At 37.6% G+C, this 3,756-nt stretch carries 4 protein-coding genes; all 4 read right to left on the reverse strand.

Annotated features, from left to right (window positions below; genetic code table 11):
- On the reverse strand, positions 1–1,127 hold a 1,127-nt coding region (locus AADI82_RS14315), incomplete at its 3' end, for an MFS transporter (protein WP_341217100.1).
- A 12-nt stretch (positions 1,128–1,139) separates the two neighbouring features.
- Positions 1,140–2,072 carry an ROK family protein gene (locus AADI82_RS14320; protein WP_341217101.1) on the reverse strand — a complete coding sequence of 311 codons (933 nt, stop codon included), beginning with the start codon at positions 2,070–2,072 and terminating at the stop codon, positions 1,140–1,142.
- 11 nt (positions 2,073–2,083) lie between these two features.
- On the reverse strand, positions 2,084–2,821 hold the full coding sequence (locus tag AADI82_RS14325) for a GntR family transcriptional regulator (protein WP_341217102.1): 738 nt from the start codon (positions 2,819–2,821) through the stop codon (positions 2,084–2,086).
- A gap of 20 nt (positions 2,822–2,841) precedes the next feature.
- On the reverse strand, positions 2,842–3,756 hold a 915-nt coding region (locus tag AADI82_RS14330; RefSeq protein ID WP_341217103.1), incomplete at its 5' end, for a hypothetical protein.

Raw genomic sequence — 3,756 nt, forward strand, 5'->3', positions numbered from 1 at the left:
ATCAACAACATATAAGCAAAGCATAATACCAAAATCACCAAACTTGCCATAATTCCAATATGGGTATTGGCAGCACCCATTATTGGGGGTACCAATGCGCCACCAACAATGGACATGACAAGCAAACCTGAAATTTCGTTGGATCTGGATGGCATTTTATTTATGGCAATAGAAAATATTATAGGGAAAAGGTTTCCTGCTCCCAAGCCGACAATAAAAATGGCAATTTGAGCGATAAGACCGTTGGTAGAAAGCATAATCATGGACATGCCAACTAGGGCAAGAATGGTAGTAGCGACCAAAAACAATTGTGGTTTTAGGAATTGGAGTAAAATGGCACCGGCAAACCTACTAATCATAAGTGCCGTAAAATAGATGCTAATACCGTACGATGCCTTTTCTAACGTAAAACCATGAAGCTTCATTAAAAACCCTTGTATGTTAGAGTTCATTCCTACATCTGCACCTACAATAAGAAATATGGCAATAACCATGGCAAGCACAAATTTGTTGGTGAGCAACTTCATACACGAACGGAAGGATGCAGGTGTTTCCGATTTTATTTGCTCTTCAATTTTGGTGCTGTAAAGCCAAAGTATGGATATAAGGGTAACTATGGCATATACTACAAAAACCCATTTCCAATCGCCATAGGCTAATGCGGCGGAGGTAGCTATAATGGGACCTAACAACGACGTGATGGCTTTTATAAATTGAGAAAGACTAAGAAAGCTTGAAAGTTTTTCTTTAAAAATAACCTCCTGTAATAGCGGATTTGCAGCCACTTGAATAATAGTATTCCCTATACCAATCCCAACAAAAGCAATTAATACAGATATAAAGGAATAATGGATAAAAGGAATCATCAATCCTATAAAAGTAACGAACAAACCAATGTGCATCATACGTTTTTTGCCAATTTTATCTTGTATTATGCCTACAGGAATGGAAAAAACAAAAAACCAAATAAATACCATAAAGGGAATAAATTGGGCCAATGTATCAGAAAGTTCGAAATCTTTTTGTACATATCCGGTCGAAACTCCCACAATATCAACAAAACCCATAACAATAAAGGTTAATAATACGGGGGAGATTTTTCTAAAACTGATTTTTTGTGCTGTCATTTTAAAAAGGTGTTAGATGTTAGGAAGGTTTTCTTTTATATGGTTCCAGAATGTTGGATTAAATAGTTTGGCACTGCCAATAATAGCAGCATCTTCCATAAGTGAAGAAATTTCAATACCTATATTTAAGCCCGTGGCTTCGGTAATTATTTTTTTAAGTGTAGGAATAAAAAGATGTCCGGCATTCGATATATTACCACCCATAATAATCAATTCAGGTTCGTAGGTTTTAAGGAAAGGGATCATAAAATTTGCCATATTGGTTCCAAATTCTTCAAAAACCGCTTTGGAGTCTGCGGTATTGGCCTCAGCAATCTCTTTAACGCCATTTACCTTTATGGACGTTAATGCTTCGTAACGGCTAACGCACCAACGTGTGGAAAAATAATCGTCGCCTATACCGTCTTTAAATTTTTTATCCCAAAGGCAACCATCTTTTGGCACTTTAGGATGGTCTACCAAGGGCATGCCATCTTCTATAAAGGCAGAACCAAAACCAGTGCCTAAGGTAACGGCTATGATTTTTTTGCAGTTTTTGGCCTTGCCCATAGCCGCAACGCCTACACCAAAGGATGTGGCATCGTTAAGAAACCTAAAGTTGTTGGTTGCACTGATTAATGCTTTAGACAATTCCTGAGGGATGGAAACTTGATACAGATTTTCAAATTTGTTGTTTTCTCCTGTAAATAGGGCAATACCTTCTTTATAATTAAAAGGGCCGGGAATGGCAAAACCTATATTTGCTCTGGCATTTAAAGAAACACTTGTAATGCTTTTGTTTATGGCCTCACTCCATTTTTTTAGTATCACCTCTTTATTGGCTTTATTATCTACCGCTACGGTAAATAAGGTTTCGGGTATAATAACAAGGCTTTCAATATCTACTACCGCGCTTGTAATATGGCTACCGCCTATATCTACACCAATTGCAATTTGAGTATTCATCTTTTATTAATTTAAGGTTCTCTTTTTATTTCTATATCGTAGGTAAAATAATCGGTACGGTAGTAAACAATATTATATTCTACTGGTCTATCGCCAGGATCGCATACCAATCGTTCTCTTTTCAGCAGGGGCATTTGTTTGTTAATATTCAGCAGAAAACATATTTGATCTGCTGCAGAAACCGCACTTAATCGTTCTTTTGAATTTGAAACGATAATGTCGTGTTCGTTCTCTAATAGTTCGTATAAGGGCGTATTGAAATTCTCTTTTCCGGTGATTCCTACCCGTGGATGAAAATAAGATTCGGAATAAAGATATTTAGCATCTTTTGAGCCTCTTATTTTTTCCAGTTTCCAAAGGTGTTTTTCTTGATCGATTGATAATGCCATGGCCACTTCATTGGGGGGCTTAACCAAAGAAATTTGTGACATATAGTTTACAACCTCTATGCCCTGATTTTGCATTTCTTTTGTAAAACTAATCCAATTATCCAATCGTGTATTTATTTTTTTGTGCACGACTTTAGTACCTACCCCTTTTTTGCGTTCTATTAGACCTTCATTTACCAAAGTGTTTACGGCTTGCCTAACGGTATTACGAGAAACCCCTAGTTTTTTGGAAAGCGCCATTTCTTTAGGAAGCAGGTTTTTTCCGTTTTTATATTCTTCCGAAACAATAAGTGTTCTCAAGTAACGCTCTATTTGGGCGTGTAATGGGATTGGGCTATTTTGGTCTAGTCTAAAGTCCATTATATTGGTTTGGGTTTATACTATTGCTGTTGGTCGCTGGCCCAAGCTTCTAGTAAAAGAATGGCTTTGTACAGCACGCCTGCCGAACCTCTAAAGGTTCCAGAACCTTCGGGTTCATTTTTTACCGTGTACCATTCAAAAAAACCATTGTTTTTTACCACTCTGTCTGTCATGGGCAATAGTTGTTCGTAAGCTTCGGCAATAAAGCCATTTTTAGCCAATTCCTGAATCATACGGCCTCCAAACCAAGTCCAGTCGCCACCGTTTTGGTAGCCATAAGGATACATACCTTTGTTTTCAAAAGCCCATTCTGGGTAAGGTGGATACATGGTAAGTCCAATAGAACCAGCGCCAGATGCTTTAACATTAGCTATCATTTTGTCTAAAGATACTTTTATTTGCGCTTTGTTTAACAATCCTGCTTCTATGGCTATGGCCGTTCCTCCATGGTAATAGATTTCATTTTCATTAAAATCATCTGGATAAGGCGATTTATCTAAATAGACATGTGGAATGAATTTTTGATTCTCTTCATCCCATAAAACCTTCATGGTGTTTTTTGCAATGCCGTCGCGTATGCTTTTCCATTTGTCTTTGGTTTGAGGCACAAGCTCCAAAAGGTTATCTAAAGCAATAACCATCATGGCATTGTCGTAGATATCTACACAATAATGTGTGTCGTCTGTAATAAAAACACCCCAAGGGTGGGAGTGTTGTACATCACCCCAATCGGCTGTTGTGGCACCGTAAATCAGTCCGAACTTATCAGTCCATCTGTGATCCATTAAAAATTGCATGGCCATTTCCATACGTTGGGCTACGGTAAAATCGCCTACTTGTTCGTTTAAAAAATCGGTATTTCCTGTTTTTTTTATGTATTTATACACCGCTTGTACTAAGGAGGTTTCATGATCGGTTTCTACGGTGTTTTTATG

The sequence above is a fragment of the uncultured Wocania sp. genome, assembly GCF_964021735.1.
Classification (GTDB): domain Bacteria; phylum Bacteroidota; class Bacteroidia; order Flavobacteriales; family Flavobacteriaceae; genus Wocania_A.